The organism is Paenibacillus taiwanensis DSM 18679 (genome assembly GCF_000425125.1).
Taxonomy (GTDB): Bacteria; Bacillota; Bacilli; order Paenibacillales; family Paenibacillaceae; genus Paenibacillus_B; species Paenibacillus_B taiwanensis.
In genome coordinates, this window is sequence record NZ_KE384307.1 from 412449 (window position 1) to 428803 (window position 16355).

The following is a 16355-nucleotide window of genomic DNA, read 5'->3' on the forward strand; positions in this document are numbered from 1 at the left end:
AGTAGGAATTATTAAAATTTATTTGGCAGAGAGTACAAGGATGGGGGAGTTGTCTTGAACGCGGTATTGCATCATAAAGGGGTGCTATGGGGATTTAGAACGACGCTGCTCTTGTATATGTTGTTGCTAATCATTTTACCGATCGCAGGCATATATGTTCAGTCCTTGTCTGGAGGGCTAGGCGTCTTGGTAGAGAGTCTAACGGAGCCGCTTGCATGGCAGTCCGTCTGGTTGACTATCCGTTTGGCTTTCATGGCTGCCGTTATTAACGTTGCAGTTGGAACCGTATCCGCCTGGGTATTGCACCGTTATTCATTTCCTGGTCGAACTTTACTTAACAGTCTCGTGGATTTACCGTTTGCGCTGCCTACAGCGGTAGGCGGATTAATGATATTACTTCTTCTGGGTCCGAACAGTTGGGTGGGGCAACTGGCTGACTCAATGGGCCTGCGAATTGTATTTGCAGAGCCTGCGATTGTTGTTGCCATGGTGTTTGTGACGTTCCCATTTGTCATCCGTGCCGTACAGCCGCTTCTCGAAGAAGCTGATCGATCGCAAGAAGAAGCTGCCCACACGCTAGGGGCCTCGAAATGGAGAACCTTCTTTCAAGTTCTACTTCCTCAGATGAGGCCTGGCATTATCAGTGGCGGCATGCTCGCCTTTTCTCGGGCGCTTGCTGAATTTGGAGCCGTTGTGCTGGTGGCTGGCAACATTCCGGGCAAGACATTAATCGCTTCAGTCTACATTTTTGGAGAAATCGAGAGCGATAATCCACAAGGAGCCGCCGCAGTTTCTGTAATCCTTCTAACTTTGTCTTTCCTTATTTTGTGGCTAATTAATACGCTGCAAGCTCGGGAGGGAAGATCATGACATCACGACCACCCCGCATTTCTCGTACAGGTAAGTCCCTAATTGGATTTACGTATATGCTATTTATTGTCCTTTTACTTGTTCCGTTGTTGCAGATTGTATTTGGTGCCGGTAAGCAGGGGATGGGCTCCTTTACACAATCCTTGCTTCGCCCAGAGGCACTGCATGCCATGTGGATGACCTTCAGTGTTGTTGTTGTGGTGACGTTGCTTAATACCTTCTTTGGAATTTTAACGGCAATCGTTATTGTCCGCGGGGATTGGCTTGGCAGACGTGTGCGTCAATTGATGAATAGCATCATTGATTTACCATTCGCTGTTTCGCCAGTCATAGGCGGTTTTATGATTGTGCTGTTGCTTGGTCCGCATACGGTGTTGGGTGCTTTTCTTGCGAAAGTTGGTATGCCGGTCGTATATGCTTTTCCGGGCATGGTTCTAGCTACGTTATTTGTTACTTTTCCGCTTATGGTGCGTGAAGTAGTACCGGTGTTACAGGAAATTGGAACACAGCAGGAAGAGGCGGCATCCTTGTTGGGTGCTTATAGCTGGACGACGTTTTGGAAAGTGACCTGGCCCTCTATTCGCTGGGGTGTCACTTATGGTGTAGTCTTAACGATTGCGCGCTCTCTAGGTGAATTTGGTGCGGTCCTAGTTGTGTCAGGCAACATTATTAATAAGACGCAGACGATGACTACACTCGTGTATCAAGACGTTGATAATTTTAATATTGCTGCGGCGAACAGTGTGTCACTTGTACTTGCGGTTGGCTCTGTTACACTTTTGCTGCTAATGGAGTGGGCCAAAAAAAGAAAAGGGGTGCAGGCAGATGCACATTGAGGTCAGAGATTTAAACAAATGGTTTGGTCAATATCATGCTGTCCGCAATGTGAATTTTTCGATTGAACCGGGTCAGCTTATTGGCTTGCTTGGTCCGAGCGGTGGCGGCAAAACGTCTGTCCTGCGGATGCTGGCTGGATTGGAACGGCCAGACAGTGGAGAGATTCGTTTCTACGATAAGGTTGTAAACGATGTTCCCCCTCAGGAGCGCGGGATTGGATTTGTGTTTCAACATTATGCCTTGTTTAAGCACATGACTGTGTTTGATAATATCGCATTTGGCTTAACGATTCAGAAGTGGCCAAAAGATCGAATTCGTGCCAGAGTGGCCGAATTGTTGGAGCTTACAGGTTTAAGCGGGATTGAGAAGCGCTACCCACATCAATTGTCAGGCGGTCAGCGTCAGAGGGTAGCTTTTGCGCGGGCGTTAGCGCCTGAACCGCAGCTGCTGCTGTTAGATGAGCCATTTGCAGCCATTGATGCAAAGATTCGTAAAGAGCTGCGGAGCTGGCTGAAATCACTGATTGATCGTGTCGGTATTACGTCCATATTTGTCACGCATGATCAAGATGAGGCAATCGAGGTAGCTGACGAGATTATGATTATTCAGCAAGGCTCCGTTGAACAGAAGGGAACACCTTGGGATATATACAAGACACCACAAACTCCGTTTGTAGCTGAATTTATCGGGGAATCTACGATCTTAACTAATGTGCACACGTTAAAAGGGTTTGATTCCACCTCCGCTTGGCCCAATAGCAAAGCGCTTATACGCCCAGAGTATATTGAAGTGGGCAGAGTTGGCGAGCTGCGGCTAGCATCTGCAAGTGAGCGTGGCATTGTGAAGGCGTTACATTTTCGAGGAAGTGAGTGGTTAGTGGAGGTAGCAGTAGGAGAACTGACGCTCAAGACTTACCGCACGCTGGAAAATCCGGTACTACAGATTGGTGAAGAGGTGCAGGTGCTTGTGCATCGTATATATTTATTTAATGAGGATGACCACTGGGTGATGGAGAATCCATTAAAAGAAGATCCTATGCCTGTTCACATTTAACGGAAGGAGAATGCTTCATGATACGTCCGTATACTCAGAAGCCGAGGTATAAATCGGTAAGTATGCTACTGCTTCTGCTTATGTTTACTACGGTCAGCCTCACTGGCTGTGTACAGCAAGAAGCATCCCCGCGTGCGAGTCTGCCTGCCAAGGAGAGCAAGAAGAAGGATTCCGTTACGTTAGTGATCGGAGCTTATTCCGTTGCAAAGGATGCGTTGCAGCTTATTATTCCAGCCTTTCAGCAAGAGTGGAAGCAGCAGACGGGGCAGAGCGTCGAAGTACAGCAATCGTACGAGGCTTCTGGCACGCAAGCGCGTTCAATTGCAGGGGGCATGGAGGCAGACGTTGCTTTGTTTGCCATGTCAGGGGACGTAGATAAGCTTGTTAAGGCTAAGTTAGTATCCCCACAATGGCAGGAGCAAGATCGTTATGGCGGCATGGTAACGAACTCAATCGTTGTGATTGGAACTCGCGAGCATAATCCGCATCAAATAAAGGACTGGACAGATCTTACACGCGCAGATGTTGATGTGTTATATCCTAATCCGAAGACTTCGGGTGGTGCGCAGTGGGATATTAATGCAATCTATGGCTCAGGTTTGCAATTAGCCAAAAAGCAGGGTGTAGATGCATCAGATGCGCCTGCGTATGCTAAAAAGCTACTGGCTGATATTCACAGCCGTGTCATCTCAATGGATAAAAGCGGCCGTGCCTCTATGGCAGCATTCGAGTACGGGGTAGGAGATGCGATCGTTACCTATGAAAATGAATTGCTCGCTCGCCAGAAACAAGGCATACACTATGAAATCGTCGTGCCGAAGCATACGATTCGCATTGATAATCCAATTGTGGTGGTCGATCACTATGCAGATAAGCATGGGACACGTGAAGTGGCAGAAGCATTTGTTGCTTTTGCCAGAAGCGAGAAGGCACAGCAAATTTGGGTGGAAGCGGGCTTTCGTGCCGTCAACGAGCAGGTAGCCAAAGCCCATGCCGGACAACTCGTTAATCCTGAAGAGTTATTTACGATTGAGGATATGGGCGGCTGGGAACATGTTCGAGAGACGTTGTACAGTAAACGAGGAATATGGTATCAAGTGCTGGCAGGCTTGTAGTTCGGCGTGGCTTGTCCCGTTAGGCTCGACTTATAACATGTAACAGAGCATCTTCGATTAGGAGGATGCTTTTTTGATGCTTGAATATAAAATGAATAACACGTTGGCATCGTTGTAGGCTAGGAGCGTAGAGTGTGGTGGCGAGTGAGGTAAGGAATATTTCAGATTATCTTCGGGAAATAAACGAAACCTCACTCTGGTTGCTGACAGTCAATTTGCTTCTATTTCATCACACGATATCAGATTTGAGCAACGGAATATCAGTCGTTATTCTTCTAATACCAAGAGCATATAACTGCTTGGCAATTTCTAAGGAGCGCACCGTCCATACCGCAAGATCAAGTTCTAATTCAACCGCTTCTTTAACGAGTTTAGGATTGCCAAGCACCAGTTCAAATTGCAGGCAGCAAGCAGCGTGGCCAAGTCCTTTCAATGATTCCAATGCTATCTCGTTGTCTGTCAAAAAGCCAAGCTCAATAGTCGGGTGCAGCTTGCGTATAAGCATCAAATTGTTAGGATGGAATGAGATGATGATCGTCTGCTCGATTAGATTATATATATTTAGCATTTGCAGTAGAGCGCGTCCTTCTTCCTCAGTAATCGATTCCTTGAGCTCAAGTTGAAGTCCGGCCTGACGCTCAGCACAAAGCTCTAAAGCTTCTTCTAGCAGTGGAACTTTACAACCCGCAAATTCAGGCTTGAACTTGATGCCAGCGTCCGCCTCCCAGATTTCAGCGATCGTTAAGTCCCGAATGCGGCCAGTGCCTGTTGTTGTACGATTCAATGTATCATCGTGTATGATGACCGGAATACCTTCCTTTGAATGATGAATATCTAATTCAATGCTGTCAGCGCCCAAATCTAATGATCGGCGGAACGCCTCCATTGTATTTTCTGGAAAGATTGCGGCATAGCCTCGATGTGCCACAATTTCCAGGTTAGTCTTATCCAATTGGCCTTTCATATTCGAGTCCTCCTTAATAAAAGTGGGTTTTAGTCATATTTTACGCTCATATCAGCGGATTCACATAACAAAAACTCACATCTTGCAGCTGAAACCGATTATACTGAAAAAGAAAAACATCGTAAATGAACAAGTATGTAATGTTCTTGTAAAGATTAGCAGGGAGAGAGACCATTTATGCCTCGAAATGTGAAAAGCATCCAATTGAATCGAGACAAGCTGGAATGGCAGTGCGTATTTCTGGGCAACAGCGACTCGCTTGGTGTACCTCGTGTATATTGTAATTGTCCAGTGTGTGAAGAGGCAAGATCAACTGGTCATAATCGACGTTATCGTTCATCCGTCTTGGTATATCAAGCTGACCGCCAGTTGCTTGTTGATTGTGGTCCAGATTGGCCATTGCAAATGGAATTGACAGGCATTCGTTTTATTGCCGATATATTGATTACGCATGCGCATCAGGATCATATCGCTGGCTTACCCGCCTATGCGGATGTGTGTCGATGGCTAGAACGGCGAGGTCGTGTCATTGCACCGCAAGAGGTCATTGATACGATTAAACAGATGTATGGCTGGCTGGATCGTTATATTGATTTTATTCCAATTACACAAGAGTGGATATGGGAGGCGTGGCGAATACGTCCAATTCGAGTGAATCATGGTAAAAATGGCTATTCGTACGCGTATCGTTTTGAGCGGGAGCATTCCGTAGAGTTAACTGCTGGGACTTCGGAGAGTGCTAAGAAGCGTATCGACGCATGGGTGTATGCTTCAGATGCGATCGGACTTGGCGAGGGTGAAAAGTCGCAGCTACAGCAATTGGATTTGCTTGTGATCGGTACTAACTTCTATTACGAATCATTTGCTTACGAGACACGTTCTGTATACGACATGGTGGAAGCGGTAGAACTGGTGCAGGAAATTACGCCTACACATACGATTTTTACACACATGTCGCATGGAGTTGACGTACGTGAGTCTTATCCGCTCCCGAAAACGGTCAAATTAGCGCATACAGGGCAGACGATCACGCTTTAATGTCAATTCATTTCGGAAATGAACGAAAGATGTGAATAGCTGTAAACAGAAAACCGACCACAATCCTTATCAAATAAAGGAGACTGTGGTCGGTTTTATTTAACGAGGTTACACCGTGCTCGTTTGAAGTACAAACTTCTCTATAACATGGCGAACACCTTCATCGTTGTTGGACAACGTTACGTAGTTTGCGACACGTTTTAACGAGTCCACTGCATTTTCCATCGCCACCCCAAGCCCGGCAACCTCGATGAGATCATGATCATTCCAGGAGTCGCCAATACCGATCGTTTCTTCAATCGCGCAGCCAAAATGGTCGGCCAGAAAACGAAGTGCATTGCCTTTAGTGCCTTCATGGTGGGTTACTTCCAAGAAGTGCGGCTTGGATTTAGTGATGTGCACCTCGGAACCGAGCAATTCGCGAAGTTCAGGTGCGACTTCGTCCAAGCGTGCTGGCTCATCAATCATAAGCATTTTAGTTGACGGAGAAGCTAACAGCTTGTCAAAGTCAGGTTCAATCACGTATGGAATGTTGTTTAATTGAGAATAGCCTATCAATTTATCGTTTTCTTCACGGGCGTACAGCAGGTCGTTTACATACAACTGCAGGTGAAGATGATGCTCGGTGCAGTATTGGAGCAATTTTTGGGCAGCAGTATTAGGCACAGCGCGTTCATAAAGGACTTCGCCGTCCATAATATTTTTGATCAAGGAGCCCTGATACGTAATAAGCGGTACGTTTAAACCGGTTTGCATTGCAATCTTACGTGCAGATGCATACATACGTCCAGTTGCAAGTGTGACGTGCACGCCTTGTGCGACTGCTTGTTCTAATGCTCGTTTTGTGCCTTCTGTTACGAGCTTTTCGTCCGTAATCAGTGTATCATCAACGTCTATTGCGATTAATTTGTACATGGTTTCTCTCCTTGGATTTGTATATTTATATATTTGGATAAACGGTTGCTTATTCTATTGTACCTGATGCGAGCAAGTCGCAGTGAGTATTATATGAGACGGTTACGATCGGCTATTTAAAATGGGTTCAGTTATTGTTGGAGCAACAACAGCTGCACAAAATCTTCCTTCTCGATATTGCCGAAATAATGTACCATATCCAGATCAGCTAATGCAGCTCGTACAGCTTGTTCCTCGAACTTGACGTCAGCGAGCAAAGCTTCTACATCATTTACTTCGCCGATGCCAAAGAAGTCTCCAAATATTTTCACGGCTTGAATATGGCCGTCCTTGACATCAAGTCGAACATCGATAATACCTGCTGGATATTTTTTAGCGTTCTGTACGTTAAATTTAGGTGAGTAGCCATAGTTCCAGTCCCAGTTCTGGTAACGTTCTTCTGAAATAGCGTATATTTTCTTCCAGTCTTCTTCAGTAAGTTTGTACTGTGGCACTTGATCTGGCTCCATGCCAAAAATATGGCGCAAAATAGCAGCACGGAATTCCTCGACTGACATGGACTTGTCCAAAAATTCAGTAATGTTGGCGACGCGGGAGCGCACTGACTTCGTGCTCTTCGATTCAATTTTCATCTGTTTCACTTTAAGAGCAGAAGCGACATGCTCCATTTGGGAGTCAAACAGCAGTGTGCCGTGACTGAACATGCGGCCACGAGTAGCGAATTGTGCGTTGCCGGATATTTTGCGCTCACCTACTTGAATATCGTTACGTCCTGTCAAATCCGCATCTACGCCAAGCGAGCGAAGCATATCGATAACAGGCTGCGTAAACTTGCGGAAATTGCTGAACGATTCGCCATCATCCTTGGTCAGAAAGCTAAAGTTCAGGTTGCCAAGATCATGATAGACAGCACCGCCGCCAGACAAACGGCGTACGACATGAAGATTTTGTGCTTTAACGTAATCAGCATTGATCTCTTCGATCGTATTTTGATTACGGCCGATAATGATAGATGGCTCATTTATGTAAAATAACAAATAGCTATCCTCGTCCATCGGAAGATGCTTAAGTACGAATTCCTCAATCGCCAAGTTAATACGTGGGTCTGTAATGCCTTGGTTGTCTATAAATTTCATCTACTTGTCCTCCTCTTATCTTAGGTGCAACTGTACACCTACATTGTAATCGATTCCCTGGCAAATATAAAATGATGTTTGAAATTGATAATCGTTATCAAATATAATAAAGTAGGTAACTTGATCATACAATTTTTATATAAATGGGGAGGCATTCATATGTCTATATCTGAAACGATTCGTAATCGCCGTACGACAAACCAATTTAAAGAACAAAAATTACCGCAAGAGACGGTACTTCGTCTGCTTAACGATGCAGTTTGGGCACCTAATCATGGCTTGCGCGAACCTTGGAGATTTATTTTTGCAGCCGAAGAGGGCAAGAGCCAACTTGTCAATAGCCTCTACAACATTTTGTTAAAAGGAAAGTTCAAAGGTGCAGACGAAGAGCAGAAAGCCAAATGGCTTAAATATGCCAACTCTGTCCCGGCTTACTTGGTTGTTGTGATGCCAGAGGCTGCACATCCACACATTCGGGACGAGGATATGATGGCCGCAGCTAGTCTAGTCCAGAATTTCCAGTTAGCTGCATGGGATGAAGGCATTGGTATGCTTTGGCATACGGGCGAGTATATTTACAACAAAGATTTCCGTAATACCCTCGGTGTTCAACCTGGTGAGAAGATCATCGCGGTATTACACATGGGCTTCGTCGAGAAGGCTGGCGCGGCACGGCCACGCACACCTGCTGAAGAGCGCTTCACGGTGTTGTAGATTATTAGCATCAGCCTGCTAACAGCGTATTAACAGCAGAATAGAAATGACAAAAGACTGCCCTACACGTGAACTGATACACGAGAGGGCAGTCTTTGTTAGCATACACAGGCCAGGCGAGTTCGTGAGTAATATGACAAGAAATCGTTTACATTTAGCGTCAGGAAAGCTCGCTGTCTAGCGGATCCGCTCGGAACGTACGCCGATAGAAAATAAGCTCCGATAAATATTTGACGATCCAGGCAGCCAACAGTACGCTTACGAGCAAATGGGCACATACGAGTGGTGACAACAGCAATGTCCGCGTATCGGATACGTATATCAAATAGGCAGCGCAGCATGCTACCGCAAGGACCATAAAAAATAAAGCACCTTGATTCGCTCTGAGCGATATATGTCGCGCCACTTCTTTGTCTTCTGCTTCGTCTTTGGACATAAAGTTAACAAAATACATAAGTACTTGGAACACCACGGCGATTCCGAACACATTGCGGGCAAGTGCCATCATTTCAGTGCTGTACAGCGCAATATTTCCTTTGAGCGTCAGCAGCACAATCGTATAATAGACGGTAACGACAATGGCGGCGCCAAGCGATGCCCATGATGTTTTGTGATGCACCGACATAAGGGTTCCTCCTTGAATATAAGGGTGGTTCTATTGTATTATCGCAAATTTAAAACCGAATTGCACCTACTTGAGATATAGATTTGGCTAAGGAGATGCAAGAACAGGTAAGTAATGTAAGCGTTATCTTAAAAGGTTGTGGAACGATCTGCCCCGAAATGATCAAGGTACACTATATTTCTGAATTAAGCAATAGAGTTACCTTTAGTATATAACAATTAAGAGCATGGCAATAGTGGCTGTGTGGACATGTTGATGTAGGTCATTGTAAGTTGGCGCTTACGAGCTTAAAATGAACGATGATACATAAGAGCAGTAGCGCGGTAAAGCATGGGTAGCAAAATGCTAATATCAAACAAACGGGAACGTTAGCAGTATCTGTGTCAGACAAGTAACATGTAATTGATGTAAGAGCATGACAAAGTAATCGGATTGTGGAGGATGTCAGTATGACTAAAATAGAACGTTATGGTCACGGGGGTGACGTTTGGACAGCGGCAGCCACGTTTGGTGGTCGAACAGATGATTTTCTGGATTACAGTGCCAATATTAATCCTTTGGGACCTCCTTTATTCGTAAGTGAGTCATTAAAGCACGCGTGGGACCGCATGCTTCAATATCCAGACCCTGCTCACCGCATCTTAAAGGCATCACTTGCGGACAGGCTTCAAGTGGCAGAGTCGCAATTGATGCTAGGCAACGGGGCAGCTGAGTGCATGGCCCTCGTATTATTGGCATACAGTCCAAGGTTAGTTGGTGTAGTATCCCCTTGCTTCTCCGAGTATGAATCACTCGCCAAGCAATATGGTGCCAATGTATTACGTGTTACGGGCAAAGATCCGGATTACCGTGCTACTGAGGAGCAGATCGTTTCATTAATTCGAGAAGTCGAGGTGTGCTTTATCGGGCATCCTAACAACCCGACTGGCGCCTTGTATGACAAAAGCATACTTCGTAAGGCGGCGATAGCTGCGGAGCATTCGGGCTGCATACTGGTCATAGATGAAGCGTTTATTGACTTTCTGGATGATGAAGCCGCTTATACTGCTTTGCCGCTGTTATCTGAATTTAACCACATCGTCATCCTACGCTCGTTAACGAAATTTTATGCCATTCCTGGTCTTAGACTTGGTTATGCGCTCGCTGCGCCTGCGCGAATTGCTGAGCTGACAAGAAAACAGGTGACATGGAGTGTGAATGGTTTGGCATTGGCAGCAGGAGAGGCGTTATTTGATAAAAATAACCGACAGTTGCTAATGGAATATGAACATCAGACGAGAAGCGTGGTGAAATCAGAGCGGGCGTGGATGGAAGCGCAATTAACAACGCTTGGTGTTCGTTCATGGCAAAGTGCTGCGAACTTTATATTGTGTTATCTCCCTGCGCCTTGGTCTGCGGAGAAGCTACAGCAGCAGTTGGGCATGCGAGGTATTCTGATTCGCAGCTGCGCAATGTACGACGGACTACAGGAAGGACATTTCCGACTTGCTGTCAAAGACCGTGCAGCTAATGAAAGATTGATGCGTGAAATAGAGGACGTATTGAGATTGTAGTTCATAAAAGGAGGACAAGCAAGTGCAGCCTTACCGAAAAGGAAGTCAATATTATGAATCTCAACATGTTAAAGGGGTTAAAGTGACTTGGCGTAATGAACATGCCGTCATAGAGTGGGAAGAAGCGGCAGAGGTGTGGAGCAGCGCCGTCTATCGCGGTGGACATGCAAAGGCTACTAAAATTGTAAATCATATGGTGGACAAAGCATTCGATTGCAGCGATCCTGTAGGATATATGGAGTTGAAGTGTACGGAGTGGGGGTACGAAGCCGAGCAAACGGTTGGTTTGTTAACGGCAGCAAGAATGACCCACTTGTCTGTAGAGGAAATGGAGGGAGATCAATTTTCGGTATTTTGTACTACAACAGCCGGCACTTCTAATGCAGCACGAGCGGGTATGAAGCGAGAAACTTATTCTTCCTACTTGACTTTGGATGAGAATCTGGAGCGGAAGGATTCGTTTGCGGCAGCATCGGATCATAAAGGTGATACCAGATCAAGGATGAGACCAGGCACAATTAACACCATCATTGTTTTGGAGGCGCGCATTCAGGAGGCGGCTATTTTGAACCTGCTGCACAGTGCAGTGGAAGCTAAGGCGGCCGCACTAGCTGATTTAAACATACGTGATCGCGAAACCGGATTAATCGCAACGGGTACGACGACAGATACGATAGCGATTGCGATATTGGATCGTGGACGCTATAAGGCCAAACATCAGTACGGTGGCACCGCAACAACGATTGGCAATGAAATTGGCATGTTAGTTTATAATACGGTGTCTGAATCGGTACGCACCCAGTTTGAAGATGATAATGAGACGGTTTAGCTGGCTTTGAAATGAAGTGTGAGTGAAATAAAGTATAGAGGCGGCAAGGGGGACGTTTAACATGTATGCAGCGGCAATATGGGCTGTAGCTTACATATGGGATCGAATAGTTGGCGATCCGCGTTGGCTGCCGCATCCGGTTGTCATGATTGGTAAAGGAATATGTGCAATGGAGCGATTTGTCCGGCGTATATCAAGGTCAGAGCGAATGCTGAAGCCATTAGGTATCTTACTGCCTCTTGTCATCGTTGGTGGGGCTTTTGGGTTGACGTGGCTGCTGCTCTTTGCTCTACATCATGTGCATCCGTGGTTGGCGTGGGCTGTGGAAGCGGTGCTGATTGGAACTACAATTGCGGTTAAGGGACTTCAGGACGCTGGGATGGCCGTGTATCGCAAACTTGCTGGAGGAGACCTAGCGGGTGCTAGAGAAGAGGTCGGCATGATTGTCGGACGGGATACAAATACGCTGGATGAACCAGAAATAGTACGAGCTACGGTAGAGACTGTAGCTGAAAATATTGTAGATGCGGTTATTTCCCCGTTATTTTTTGCATTGTTTGGTGGGGCACCGCTTGCAATGGCTTATAGAGCCGTTAATACGTTAGATTCGATGGTAGGCTATAAAAATGAAAAATACATAAATCTCGGCTGGGCTTCAGCTCGTTTGGACGACTTGGCGAACTGGATTCCTGCACGTGTTACTGCACTGCTGCTCACTGTTCATACTTGGTTGTTCCGAACAGGTGACGCGAAGCGTGCTTGGCAGACAGCACTGCGCGACGCGGAGGAACACCCGAGTCCGAACAGCGGGTGGCCGGAAGCAGCTGTTGCGGGTGCGCTCCACATCCGCTTAGGGGGCTACAACGTGTACAAAGGTGCCCGCTCTTTCCGCGCCTATATGGGAGAAGCGTTAGAGGAACTGGCGGCGAAGCATATTCCGGCTACTTGCCGACTGCTGCGTGGTACTTCGTTATTGTTTGCGGTTCTGGGCTTGTTCGCGCTTATGCTGCGCGGAGGGTGGTTGCTGTGACATCACTCAAAGGAGCAGTAGGGCAGCATCGAGCAGCTAGAAAGGGCGGCGGAACCACGGGCCAGCCCATTGCACGTAAGCGCAGTGAGGCTTCGTATAGAGGCTTTGCCGGCAATAGGGGCATGGCCGGCAATCGTCGCACCCCTGTGCTGGTGCGACTTTATGTGGCGCGCCACGGTGTGACGCGCGCCAATGTAGAGCGGCGGTATGTCAGCCGCTCAGACGTGCCGCTCCTGCCTGAGGCCGGAGCGGCTTTACGCCCGCTGCGCCGCAAGCTGGCAGCGCGGCGCCCGCTCGCATTTGCGAGCGACATGCGCCGGTGCGTAAGCACGTTGGCGCATGTATGTCCGCACGGCGCAAAGCAAGCCGTGCTTGATGAGCGCTTGCGTGAACTGGATTTTGGCCAGTGGGAAGGCCTGACATACAATGATCTGCAAGCGGACGACCACTATCGCGCCTGGCTGGACAACATGGAGGCGGTCGTCCCGCCAGACGGAGAACCGTGGGCATGCTTCGAAGCACGCACTGCGGCCGCCTGGCAAACGATGCTAACAAACTCGTCATCTCGCTTTCCGTTCAAAGCGCGTACATCGCGGCTGTCCAGACAGCCCAAAGTATGCCGAACAAGTCGTTCAAGGAAGGGGGCCACAAGCAAGGACATTGTGATCGTGACGCACGGTGGAGTTGTGCGCAGACTATACACCCTTGCATGGCCCACGGCATCATTTTGGGACGTGACGGTTCCGACTGGTGGTGGCTATATCATTATCGCCCAGCAGTGGGGGAAAGTGTGGCGATTTTTAAGAACAGAGCCGCTTGTGTAGCGTTTCTTGGACATGCAACATGTCCCAGAATACGACTGGACAATGGTGTTCAATTAGCCCGTAAGCTGCGCAAAAAGAGAGGATTGCGAAATATGTAACTTGCTATCCCTCTGTTGTTCACCTATAATCAATCATTAAGTTCACAAATGGAACGGACAAGTGTATATGACGACTTCAGGTCCTGTCCCTAACGCAAGGAGACAGGTAACAGGGAAGCCGGTGCAAATCCGGCACGGTCCCGCCACTGTATAACGGAATTACCCGTGATAAGCTGATATCCGACCTAGCAGGGAGGAAGCGCAATCACGAATGCCGTAAGTCAGGAAACCTGCCTGAAGACGTGACGAGCAACAATCCTTCGCGGAAAGGACTAACGTCAACTCCTATCGGTCGCTTGTCAGTGTCGATATATTGCGCGGATATGAATCCGAGCCATATGTCGGTAGCTGATGGCGATAAGCTTCTGCTGTACGATGTCAGTCGATCAAATCCCTATTCCTGCTTTATGATGGAATGGGGATTTTGTTATGTGGTAGGGAATAGTTAACAATTGCCGAAGAGCGAAAGAGCGATGCTGGAATGCGCTGACCGTTTCTGGTATGGGAACAAGTCATTTGTCACAATAAGGGGAGATTTATTCATGAAACTATGGTGGAATCGTACATTAGCAGCTTTGATGGTATGTGTGCTTGCTGTCAGCCTCGCGGCATGCGGTGGAGCTAAGGAAGAAGGCACACCAGCACCAGACAAGAAGCAGGAACAGACGGGGACAGAGACATCTACGGATGCCCTAAAGACTACATACCCGTTAACAGTGAAAGATGTAACAGGAGAAGAGTTTAAGTTTGACAAAGCACCGGAGCGTATTGTGTCTGTATCACCTGCTGAGACAGAGTCCCTGTTTGCGTTAGGTTTGGACAGCCAGATTGCAGGGGTATCGGATTTTGATGACTACCCAGAAGCAGCAAAGTCTAAAGCTAAAATGGGCGGCATTATGAAGCCAAACGAAGAGGCTATTATTGCAGCAAAGCCTGATATCGTATTTACGGGCATTTCCATGAAAGAAGATGTAGTGAAGAAGTTCCGTGATTTAGGAATTACGATTTTTAAAGTAGAACCTAAATCTTTTGACGATGTACTTAAAAATATTGAATTGTACGGCCTGATTACAGATCGTCAGCAGCAGGCTAAAGATATTGTAGATGGCATGAAAAAGACACGCGACGATATTCAAGCCGCTGTTAAAGGTGCAACGGATAAGAAAAAAGTATATATTGAGTTCTCACCAGGCTGGACAGTTGGCAGCGGCGAATTTATGAATGAATTAATCGAGCTGGCAGGTGGCGTTAACGTGGCAGCGGACGCGCAAGGCTGGGTTCAAATTAATGAAGAGAACATTATTAAGAGCAACCCAGATGTGATCATGTTCTCACAAGCAATCGTAGATTCGGCTACAAACAAAACACTCGAAGAAATTATTCGTGGGCGCAAGGGCTGGGAGAACATTAACGCCATTAAGAACAATCAAGTTATTGGCTTTGATTCCAACTTGATTAGCCGTCCGGGACCTCGTGTAGCGGAAGGACTTAAAGTGATTGCAAAAGCAATTTATCCAGAATTAATCAAGTAACATTACAATTGCTAAGATATTACACCAAGATGAGCAACTTAAGATGGGATGAGGCATGATGAATAACATCAACCGAACATCGCGTTTAACGTGGCGACACCTTACAATCGCAGGAGGAGCAGGCATATTGCTGCTCCTTTTGTCCGTTGTAGGATGTCTTGCAATCGGTTCCGTACGTATGCCATTTGGCGAGATTACACGTATTTTGCTGCACCACCTTCCTTGGATCGGAGATCAGATTCCGGTAACTTGGGATGATGCTTCTGCCCAAATTATGATGAAGGTTCGTTTTCCACGTGTGCTGTTAGCTGTTCTGGTAGGCGCATCACTTGGCATTGCCGGAACTGCATTTCAAGGGGTGCTGCGTAATCCATTAGCAGATCCCTATACATTGGGTGTATCGTCTGGCGCTTCAGTAGGCGCAGCGCTGCTTATTTATTTTGGACTGCAATATGCTTTTTTCGGACAATGGACGATACCTGTTGTTGCTTTTGTAACGGGTGTGCTTACGCTTATTGTTGTCTTGAAAATGGCAAGGGAGAATGGCAAAATTCCAGTTGAAACCCTCATATTGTCGGGGGTGGTGACGAACGCATTTCTTGGGGCTATCGTGTCCTTTATGGTTGCTATGTCCAAGCAGACCATCAATGAAATTTTGTTTTGGGTAATGGGGAGCTTAGCTTTAAGAGGCTGGCCTTATATTTATGTAATTGCGCCTTATTTTGCAGTAACGTTTGTCGTACTGTGTGCTTATACACGACAACTCAATTTGCTTGCCCTTGGCGAGCGGCAGGCAGCTCATTTGGGACTTGATGTTGAACGAACCAAATGGATCGTACTGTTAACCGCAACGTTAGTAACGGCAGGGGCCGTCTCCGTATCTGGAGTTATCGGGTTCGTAGGGCTTGTCGTTCCTCATATGCTTCGACTAATCATTGGGCCTGATTACAGATTACTTATGCCTTTGTCAGCTTTGGGCGGTGGTATTTATGTGATGTGGGCGGATACGATTGCCCGTTCAGCGTTGGCACCTACAGAAATTCCGCTCGGTGTTGTTACCGCCTTTATTGGTGCGCCATTTTTTGCTTATTTATTGATAAGGAACAAAAAAATGAGACGAGGGGAGTGAGACACGAATGGCCTACAAACATGAAAGCTCAGGGAATGTGACGTTAGAAAAGGCGGCTATGCTGGAATCTACAGCAATGATTTCACCTAATAC

17 protein-coding genes and 1 riboswitch are annotated in these 16355 nt (G+C 46.8%); of the genes, 13 read left to right on the forward strand and 4 right to left on the reverse strand.

Annotated features, from left to right (window positions below; genetic code table 11):
- Positions 1–54: 54 nt before the first annotated feature.
- The 4 genes from cysT to H509_RS0115855 are packed head-to-tail and all read left to right on the forward strand — an operon-like array spanning position 55 to position 3875.
- Positions 55–870 (forward strand): sulfate ABC transporter permease subunit CysT, encoded by an 816-nt coding sequence (gene cysT / locus H509_RS0115840; protein WP_028545936.1) that lies wholly within the window; start codon positions 55–57, stop codon positions 868–870.
- Positions 867–1706 carry a sulfate ABC transporter permease gene (locus H509_RS0115845; protein WP_051287247.1) on the forward strand — a complete coding sequence of 280 codons (840 nt, stop codon included), beginning with the start codon at positions 867–869 and terminating at the stop codon, positions 1704–1706. The genes cysT and H509_RS0115845 overlap by 4 nt, the downstream gene beginning before the upstream one ends.
- Positions 1696–2760: a sulfate/molybdate ABC transporter ATP-binding protein gene (locus tag H509_RS0115850; RefSeq protein WP_028545938.1), complete on the forward strand. Its 1065-nt coding sequence runs from the start codon at positions 1696–1698 to the stop codon at positions 2758–2760. Before H509_RS0115845 ends, H509_RS0115850 begins: the two co-directional genes overlap by 11 nt.
- Before the next feature lie 17 nt (positions 2761–2777).
- Positions 2778–3875 (forward strand): sulfate ABC transporter substrate-binding protein, encoded by a 1098-nt coding sequence (locus H509_RS0115855; protein ID WP_051287249.1) that lies wholly within the window; start codon positions 2778–2780, stop codon positions 3873–3875.
- Positions 3876–4104: 229 nt separating this feature from the next.
- Here H509_RS0115855 and H509_RS0115860 read toward each other — a convergent pair whose 3' ends face one another.
- Positions 4105–4839 (reverse strand): glycerophosphodiester phosphodiesterase, encoded by a 735-nt coding sequence (locus H509_RS0115860; RefSeq protein ID WP_028545940.1) that lies wholly within the window; start codon positions 4837–4839, stop codon positions 4105–4107.
- Between the two features lie 177 nt (positions 4840–5016).
- Between H509_RS0115860 and H509_RS0115865 the strand changes: the two genes are divergently transcribed.
- Positions 5017–5877: an MBL fold metallo-hydrolase gene (locus H509_RS0115865; RefSeq protein WP_051287251.1), complete on the forward strand. Its 861-nt coding sequence runs from the start codon at positions 5017–5019 to the stop codon at positions 5875–5877.
- Positions 5878–5985: 108 nt separating this feature from the next.
- On the opposite strand, the gene H509_RS0115870 is transcribed toward H509_RS0115865, so the two are convergent.
- Positions 5986–6792, reverse strand: a complete 807-nt coding sequence (locus H509_RS0115870; protein ID WP_028545942.1) for a Cof-type HAD-IIB family hydrolase — start codon at positions 6790–6792, stop codon at positions 5986–5988.
- A 131-nt stretch (positions 6793–6923) separates the two neighbouring features.
- A complete protein-coding gene (gene lplA / locus H509_RS0115875) occupies positions 6924–7928 on the reverse strand; it encodes a lipoate--protein ligase (RefSeq protein ID WP_028545943.1) in 1005 nt (334 codons plus the stop codon).
- Positions 7929–8087: 159 nt separating this feature from the next.
- Between lplA and H509_RS0115880 the strand changes: the two genes are divergently transcribed.
- Positions 8088–8642, forward strand: coding sequence for a nitroreductase family protein (locus H509_RS0115880; protein WP_028545944.1), 555 nt, complete (start codon positions 8088–8090; stop codon positions 8640–8642).
- Between the two features lie 160 nt (positions 8643–8802).
- Here the strand turns inward: H509_RS0115880 and H509_RS0115885 are convergent, their stop codons facing one another.
- On the reverse strand, positions 8803–9267 hold the full coding sequence (locus H509_RS0115885; protein ID WP_028545945.1) for a hypothetical protein: 465 nt from the start codon (positions 9265–9267) through the stop codon (positions 8803–8805).
- Positions 9268–9716: 449 nt separating this feature from the next.
- Between H509_RS0115885 and cobD the strand changes: the two genes are divergently transcribed.
- The 7 genes from cobD (at position 9717) to H509_RS0115915 (ending at position 16262) form a co-directional block, all read left to right on the forward strand.
- Complete coding sequence (gene cobD / locus H509_RS0115890) at positions 9717–10820, forward strand: threonine-phosphate decarboxylase CobD (protein WP_028545946.1); 1104 nt, start codon at positions 9717–9719, stop codon at positions 10818–10820.
- Positions 10821–10842: 22 nt separating this feature from the next.
- Positions 10843–11649 carry an adenosylcobinamide amidohydrolase gene (locus H509_RS0115895; protein ID WP_028545947.1) on the forward strand — a complete coding sequence of 269 codons (807 nt, stop codon included), beginning with the start codon at positions 10843–10845 and terminating at the stop codon, positions 11647–11649.
- Between the two features lie 61 nt (positions 11650–11710).
- Positions 11711–12679 (forward strand): adenosylcobinamide-phosphate synthase CbiB, encoded by a 969-nt coding sequence (gene cbiB / locus H509_RS0115900; RefSeq protein WP_028545948.1) that lies wholly within the window; start codon positions 11711–11713, stop codon positions 12677–12679.
- The gene (locus H509_RS25605; RefSeq protein ID WP_051287254.1) at positions 12676–13503 is read left to right on the forward strand and encodes a histidine phosphatase family protein; all 828 of its coding nucleotides are present in this window, start codon (positions 12676–12678) and stop codon (positions 13501–13503) included. Before cbiB ends, H509_RS25605 begins: the two co-directional genes overlap by 4 nt.
- A 159-nt stretch (positions 13504–13662) precedes the next feature.
- A riboswitch (cobalamin riboswitch) is annotated at positions 13663–13853 on the forward strand.
- Positions 13854–13903: 50 nt separating this feature from the next.
- Positions 13904–14050 carry a hypothetical protein gene (locus H509_RS28205; RefSeq protein WP_211234341.1) on the forward strand — a complete coding sequence of 49 codons (147 nt, stop codon included), beginning with the start codon at positions 13904–13906 and terminating at the stop codon, positions 14048–14050.
- A gap of 93 nt (positions 14051–14143) precedes the next feature.
- Positions 14144–15133: an ABC transporter substrate-binding protein gene (locus tag H509_RS0115910; protein WP_028545949.1), complete on the forward strand. Its 990-nt coding sequence runs from the start codon at positions 14144–14146 to the stop codon at positions 15131–15133.
- Between the two features lie 58 nt (positions 15134–15191).
- Entirely contained in the window at positions 15192–16262 is a 1071-nt protein-coding gene (locus tag H509_RS0115915) for a FecCD family ABC transporter permease (protein ID WP_051287257.1), read from the forward strand.
- Positions 16263–16355 lie beyond the last annotated feature (93 nt).